The organism is Photobacterium sanguinicancri, from assembly GCF_002265265.1.
GTDB classification, from domain to species: Bacteria; Pseudomonadota; Gammaproteobacteria; order Enterobacterales; family Vibrionaceae; genus Photobacterium; species Photobacterium sanguinicancri.
Window position 1 is genome coordinate 1 of sequence record NZ_NOIF01000217.1, and the last position, 7,290, is coordinate 7,290.

Consider the following 7,290-nt stretch of genomic DNA (forward strand, 5'->3'; position numbering starts at 1 on the left):
TGACTTACTTCTGGTTCATAACGCTTGGCACTTACGCCCCACACACCAAATACCTTTGTAGCTCTATAAGTAGACACGCACCTTACCTTCAGATCAAATGAATTCACCACAAACACAAAAGATTGAAAGCTAGATGCGTGATATTCAAATTCTACACGAGACGCAGGAAAATCAATGCCCTAACATTCACAATGCAATATAAACCACAACCAAGAACAGCTATTATGATCTGGTATATAAAGGGACTCTCAACTGGTGGCTCCTGACTAAGTCCATCAAATCCACCCGTGAAGTAAGCTACAGGAAGTATTACAACACTGAGAATAACTACATCAAGAATTGAAGCACCAACTCGTGACCATCTTGATGCTAATACAGGCTGGCTTTCTTGAATATCTTCCTTGATAAAGTGGATTATTGTTTACTCAATAAAGCCAATTAAATCGACGAGTGTCCAGCATCACCTTGATTGCATTTGATCCCCACGCCTTGATATCGACTACCGAAACAAATTAAGACCAAATGCTCGTTTAACGCTACCTAACACTTGATTTGATTCATCTTGTGACTTTTCGCTACCAATACGAAGAATTTCAATCAATTGAGCTTTATCTGATATGAATGTATCTCTACGTTCTCTAATTGGCTTTAGAGTTTCCTGCAAGCATTCTTCAAGAATTTTTTTTGTGGCCCCATCTCCTAGACCACCTTTTTGGTACCTAATCTTTAAATCATCAACATAAGCTGAATCTGGATGGAATGCATCTAGATATGTGAAAACAACATTACCTTCAATTTTACCTGGGTCTTCAACGGCTAAGTGATTAGGATCGGTATACATTGATTTTACCGCCTTTGATATATCCTTTTCTCCAGAGCTTAAGAGGATGCAATTACCCATTGATTTAGACATTTTACTTTTACCATCCGTGCTTGGTAAACGAGGGACTTTGCTTAATAACGGTCTACACTCAACTAAAATATCATCTTGGGCTATATGGTTTAGTTTTCTCACTATTTCATTCGTTTGCTCAATCATTGGTAACTGGTCATCACCAACAGGGATGAGCGTTGCTCTAAATGCAGTAATATCGGCAGCTTGGCTAATCGGATATGTTAAGAAACCCGTAGGAATTGAGCCTCCAAATGACTTACCTGCAATTTCATTTTTAACTGTTGGATTTCTCTGTAATCTAGCGACAGACACTAAATTTGAGTAATACATTGTCAATTCAGATAATGCAGGGATCGCAGACTGCAAGCAGATTGTCGTTTTCTGTGGGTCAATGCCAACGGCTAAATAATCAGCAACAACATTCAAAATATTGGAAGATACTTTATGGGGATTGTGACCGTTATCAGTTAAACCTTGTAAATCGGCAACCAAAATGGTTTGTTCATAGTCGTTTTGTAATGCGACCCTTTGCTGAAGTGAACCGACAAAGTGTCCGAGATGCAACTGCCCTGTAGCTCTATCACCAGTTAACACTTTTTCTTTTTTAACGGTATGTATTTGATTATGCAAAATGTGACTCCTAAATTGTACCATCGGAGACATAAATTGCGTTATTCATAAGCAGTCTTCCGACGGCTTTGAACAAATGTGATTCAGCGCCGCTCTATAAGATAGAACGCCACCATGAAACTGAGATTAGATTAAACGTATGATTTACTTGCATTGTTTTAACCTACCACTCACCGGAAAACAATTCAAATGGAGTTTTGCTTGCGTGGGTATACCGTCTGGCATAAGTTGCGCCAACGTATTACTGACTAAACCAATTACCCTTAAAACCAAAACCGCGAGTGTAGAAAATCGTGTTGATGCATTTGTTAGAATTTTATATATCAGCCATAGTCAGCAATTGACTACAGTTACGAACCGTTAAAATATTTATGCTTAACGTTACGCTATAAATAATGCGGTAATTACCAAAAATAATTTCACGATAATTAGCTCTGTTTAGCTCAGGAACAAGGCGACCTAACTCTGGAAATGAACCTAAATTCTCTGCTTTGTCGAATACGTCATTAACCCATTTTTCTGCCGCAGATGGATTATCTAATGCAATGTATTCTGCTGTCTGCCCTATTTTGTCTAAAGCAAGCGGCGACCAAACAACATTCATGAACGTAAACGTCCCAAGATTTTAGAACGAGCATCTTCATTTGATAAACCGAAGCCACTAGCGATTTGAGCTTCAGCTTGCTGCAATTCTTCCAATAACTCTATTTTTTCTTGCATTGCTTCATATTCAGCAACATCTAAAACAACAGCGACACCTTTGCCACGCTGAGTAATTACTAAAGGTCTACGAGTTTCGTTAATTTGACGAATAAACGAAGCTACGCCAGCTCTAAACTCTGAAAGTGGTTGAATATCTTGATCTAATCTTAGTCGAGTCATAATAACACCTTAGTTGTACTTAATTTTGTACCAATTATAGTGCAAGTATAAATATTCAGCAATACTAAGAAAAATTATAACGCCGAACATAAGGAACAAAACACTATTCAATGAAGATCAATTTATGAAGCGTTAGTCACGCAGTGAAAGAGGCTCATCGCCTAACTGTGCCAATATGGTCGAGTACGAATCGCTGTCATTAACCCATGAGATAAGGCCATGACCTTACAACTGACGCGTGTACAAATAAAGCAGAGCACGATGCTTTGATTAGCCCTTTCACTAACGTGCATTAATACGATTAACAAGAACGTTTGCACCCGCACTGAGCCTGAAACTAACTGGTACGAATGTCGTAGCCATCACTCTTTGAATAGTGCCAGATGTGGGTTAACCGATAAATGTCTAGCGGCCCTGTTTCACCGCAATGGAATGCAACTAAACAGGCAGCAGTTGAGACTGCGTAAGAGATCCTCAATATGTGTTTGCCGCAAGCGTGACTTGAAGGCCATTCTGACTTACGAAGAGGACGCGCTTGTTAATCGACTTTTAGTCGACCGCTTACGCGGTCGATAGGAGCCACTTTTCCGCTTGACGCCCGAAGGCTCATATGTGTTAGGCGAGAGTTGTCTAAATTAAACACTAAACAGATCCAGGTAATCAGCTAATGCGAGTAAAGGTAATGAGACCCCAGTAAACATTAATAACCAGTAAAAGACAAAAGCCAACAATCGATCAAACCTAGTAGTATTTTCAATTAAAACTTCTCTATCCGCGTATAAAGGAGATAAAGAACTACTTCTTAATTTACGTATGATGTACGTAGGTAAAGATAAAGCCTGAGCTACATTTATAATATCCCAACCGCTAGCGTATTCGATGCCTAAACTATCTTTTGTATTTTTGTTCCGCCTCAATTTTCTAACCGTTATCTGGCCAAATGCAATGTAAAGCACCATACAAATAAAACTATTCAATAATAATACAGCAAATATTAATGATTCGATTGAACTCATAAACCTAACCATCTCATAATTTGATCATAGGTGTCACCGGAGTTTTCTTTCACATAGCTATTAACACCCATTGATACACCTGCTGCAACTCCTGCAACAGCAACACCACCAACGATCAATCCAACCCAACCGATAGGAGTCGCGACAACCAAGAAACCTAGCGAAGCTGTTCCAACATTTACTGCAGCAGTACCAGCTATGGCACTAGTAGCAAAACTAGTAGACTCAATAAATAGCTCTCTCTCCCAATTGTCTCCAGCCACATAACTAGTATGAATATTACCAACCCTACTGCCAAAATCGATCACAGCTAACCCATTACCTAATAGTTTTGTATGCTTGGTAAATCGGATTAAATTGTTAGCTTGTACATCATTAACAAGGTTTAATTTAGCCACATTGCGGCTACTACGTATTATATTTGCAGCTCGTACTGGATTAGTTAAAGGAGTTCCTTTTCTCGAACGAGATTTGGCCGAAACAACAGATAATTCATGTTGAAAACTTTTTTGCATTTTATTAAATGCACGGTAAGCTTTTTGCTTTGCTGTATTTCTTAAAACCGAATTTGACTTTAATGTTTTTTGATACTCCATAAGTGCATTTTGATAACTTTTAACATCGCCAACAAAGCCGCCAACTCTATTAGCATATACACTGGTTGAAGCGCCAAGCAACCCGACATTATATTCAGACAATTTAGCTGTAACATCAGATACATTGACTACATTTTCACTACCTAACGATAATGACAAATGAGTTAAGTTACGAGAAATATTTTTGGGCCTTAAGTGAGTCAGTAGCTTTTTGCTAGTTGCGGATAACTCACCTAAAGCATATGGTGAATAGGCTTCAATATTCTTAATTTCATTACTATGACTATTTGCCATAATATCAATGCCGCAGTTCTTCTCTAAAGCATCCAAACTTAGAGGTTGATTACAAAGGATTATTTCACTCATTTAACACCCATAATTCTTATTGGTTAATATCTAGAAATCACACTACCCAATAGTAATACCAGTGTATAAAAACAATCCTCAACTCCTTTCAATTTTCGCATTCACAACACAATTTTTGAAAGGTAATTTCATGGCTTACATTCACCTCGCATAACGCTCGCCATAATACGCCACAACGTATTACGATAATGTTGATAGACCACCAAAAACACCACAGCCAATTTAGACCTAGAATGCCGAGCGTTGGTGGTCGTATTGATGGCTTTGTTGAACGAAGCCGCTACGCGGCAGAGTGAAGCAAAAACACTCAGAAACTACCCTTAATACTCCAATCACTACGGAGTATTTATCATGAATGCCGAACAACAACTTCGCGCCGATGTTCTTTATAAGCAACAGCTTACTAACTTAAAACTGCAAGGTAAACGCCCTGCAACCATTGACGCCTATTCACGTGCGGTGCGTCGTATTATCCACCACTTTGATAAAGCACCCGACACCCTCTCAACCGACGATCTGAAACAATACTTTGCTCAACTTCTCAATACCCATTCTTGGAGTACTGTCAGGGTTGATCGCAATGGTTTACAGTTCTTTTTCAAGCATGTACTTCATCGTGAATGGGAGTGGCTTAACATCGTTAAACCACAACAAAACAAGCGACTACCTGACATTCTTACTCCGCAAGAAGTGGGTCTGCTGATCAGCTTCACTCATCAACTGCGTTACCAAGTCTGCTTTTTAACCATATACAGCCTTGGGCTACGGCTGGGCGAAGCGCTCAACCTCACTGTCGGGGATATTGATAGCCAACGCATGCTCGTCCACATTCGGAATGCCAAAGGAGGAAAAGATCGCTTCATCCCACTGCCTCGACGTACCTTGTATGCCTTGCGTTATTTCTGGCAAACCCACAAACACCCTCGCTTTTTGTTTCCATCTCACAACCGGGTTGTGGATAATTTCATGGATCGTGGCGGGGTTCAAAAAGCCATGCGGGTTGTCATTAACGAGTGTGGGATCACCAAGTCAATTAGCCCTCATAATCTGCGTCACAGCTACGCGACCCATTTGTTAGAGCAAGGATTAGATTTACGTTCTGTCCAACATTTACTCGGACATAACAGTTTAAACACCACGGCCCGTTACACCCACCTCACCGAGATATCACGTAAAAACACCTCACAGGCGATTAACCAACTCGCTAACGAGTTAACCCTCATGTGGGAGATGAAAGTATGATGTTCCAATCGCTTTTATACGACCACCTTGATGAGTTGATGACAGCATATTCCTCATCGATGACATCTGATATTCGTGTGGCAATTCACGCGATGCTGACCTGCCAGACCGAACAAAACGGCTACAGCCAGTGGCATTGCCAGCACTGTGAACATCGAGTGCAATCTCCGATGTCCTGTGGACATCGTAACTGCTCTCGGTGTCAGCACAGAACCACGTCTGATTGGCTTGAAAAACAACAACGTAAGCTCTTACCTATCGACTACTTTATGGTGACGTTTACCTTACTCGCGGCGCTTCGCCCCTTAGCGAAAAGCTTTCCAAAACAGATTTACCAAGCGATGTTTACGGTCAGCGCCTCAATCATAAAAGACTTCGCGAGTCGTGCTAAGAGCATGGGTGAGACTATCGGATTTACGTCGGTGCTGCATACGCATAATCGACGCCGAGATTTACACCCACATGTTCATATGATTGTCACTGGCGGCGGTTTTGATACCAATAAACAGCAATGGATAAACTGTAAAAATCAATATTTGTTCAACGCGTTTGCTTTGGCTAACGTGTGGCGAGCACGTTTACTCAGCCATATCACTGACACGCTAAAATTGGCGATACCTCGTCGATTACCCCCCAAATGGGTTGTGGATTGCCGTCATGTTGGTCGGGGGAAATCAGCTTTGTTGTATTTATCTAAATACCTATACCGTGGCGTATTAGCCGATAGCGATATTCTTTATGAAGACAACGGGAATATCACTTTTCGCTACTTAGATGGCCAGACGAAAACGTATCAAACTCGAACATTACCTGTCGTGACGTTTCTTTGGCTGATATTGCAGCATGTATTACCTAAGGGATTAAGACGTGTACGTGATTACGGTTTACTTCGCGGTCACTTAAAGCACCAACTGCAACACATCCAATTCGTCTTTATGCTGGCTGGGCAACTGACGTTGCCAGCACAGGCAGATAAACCCATCAGCCGAAAAGCGGATTACTTTTGCCCTTGTTGTCACCATTTAATGCGCTGTCTTGGCGTATTTCGACCGAGATAAAATAGCGTTATATAAGGATAATGGTTTAGCTTTTGCTTGGGAGATAACGATAATTAAACATTAAAATCAGTTAATTATGTTTATTGGCCTTGAGCCAAGGTCGGTGCTCGCTTCAAGATAACCGCTTATCTGCAATCACCCTTCCATTTCTTCGTAATATTTCCCTATATAAGGTAGCTCGGGCTTGTTCAACACTTCGGATAGGTGTCGGCTTCGCGACACATATCCTTATCTGTTAGGCAGCTACTCAATGCTAGTTAATGACCTTATTTCACTAAAGATCAGAAAAATAGCCCAAAAGAAATTACTATGATTAACCGTTAGCATTCCATCGACCCACATAGGTTGGTTATTTTTTACAAACAGGATAAATTGATTAATATCCTCTTCTACTTCTTGAGGGCTTAGGTTGTGAGCTAACCGGTTTCGTGTTTTATTTAGCATTGATATTGAAGTCCAAATCCATGATTCACATGAATGATCATAAAAGGCACGAACCATTTTGTATTTATTGGCAAAGGTCAACCTTGCTTCCACTATGTACTTTGGATTTTCAGCTTTAAAAATTAAAGCATCAGTTAAAGCTTCTTCTACTAATAAATGAC

Annotated in this window: 8 protein-coding genes; 2 read left to right on the forward strand and 6 right to left on the reverse strand. The window is 40.4% G+C overall.

Annotation, left to right across the window (positions count from 1 at the left end):
• Positions 1–499 precede the first annotated feature (499 nt).
• The 5 genes from trpS to ASV53_RS21445 form a co-directional block, all read right to left on the reverse strand.
• Positions 500–1,549, reverse strand: coding sequence for a tryptophan--tRNA ligase (gene trpS, locus ASV53_RS21425; RefSeq protein WP_189337936.1), 1,050 nt, complete (start codon positions 1,547–1,549; stop codon positions 500–502).
• A 292-nt stretch (positions 1,550–1,841) separates the two neighbouring features.
• Positions 1,842–2,129 (reverse strand): type II toxin-antitoxin system RelE/ParE family toxin, encoded by a 288-nt coding sequence (locus ASV53_RS21430; RefSeq protein WP_094958600.1) that lies wholly within the window; start codon positions 2,127–2,129, stop codon positions 1,842–1,844.
• Entirely contained in the window at positions 2,126–2,407 is a 282-nt protein-coding gene (locus ASV53_RS21435) for a type II toxin-antitoxin system Phd/YefM family antitoxin (protein WP_094958601.1), read from the reverse strand. The genes ASV53_RS21430 and ASV53_RS21435 overlap by 4 nt, the downstream gene beginning before the upstream one ends.
• 635 nt (positions 2,408–3,042) lie before the next feature.
• Complete coding sequence (locus tag ASV53_RS21440) at positions 3,043–3,423, reverse strand: hypothetical protein (protein ID WP_094958602.1); 381 nt, start codon at positions 3,421–3,423, stop codon at positions 3,043–3,045.
• Entirely contained in the window at positions 3,420–4,385 is a 966-nt protein-coding gene (locus ASV53_RS21445; RefSeq protein WP_189337935.1) for a hypothetical protein, read from the reverse strand. Before ASV53_RS21445 ends, ASV53_RS21440 begins: the two co-directional genes overlap by 4 nt.
• A gap of 351 nt (positions 4,386–4,736) precedes the next feature.
• On the opposite strand from ASV53_RS21445, the gene ASV53_RS21450 reads away from it, so the two are divergent.
• Together ASV53_RS21450 and ASV53_RS21455 are read left to right on the forward strand one after the other, a co-directional pair.
• Positions 4,737–5,627 (forward strand): tyrosine-type recombinase/integrase, encoded by an 891-nt coding sequence (locus tag ASV53_RS21450; RefSeq protein ID WP_094958603.1) that lies wholly within the window; start codon positions 4,737–4,739, stop codon positions 5,625–5,627.
• Complete coding sequence (locus tag ASV53_RS21455; RefSeq protein ID WP_094958604.1) at positions 5,624–6,685, forward strand: IS91 family transposase; 1,062 nt, start codon at positions 5,624–5,626, stop codon at positions 6,683–6,685. The genes ASV53_RS21450 and ASV53_RS21455 overlap by 4 nt, the downstream gene beginning before the upstream one ends.
• 243 nt (positions 6,686–6,928) lie before the next feature.
• Here the strand turns inward: ASV53_RS21455 and ASV53_RS25595 are convergent.
• Positions 6,929–7,290, reverse strand: a 362-nt coding sequence (locus tag ASV53_RS25595; protein ID WP_439126498.1) for a hypothetical protein, incomplete at its 5' end; no start/stop codon positions are given.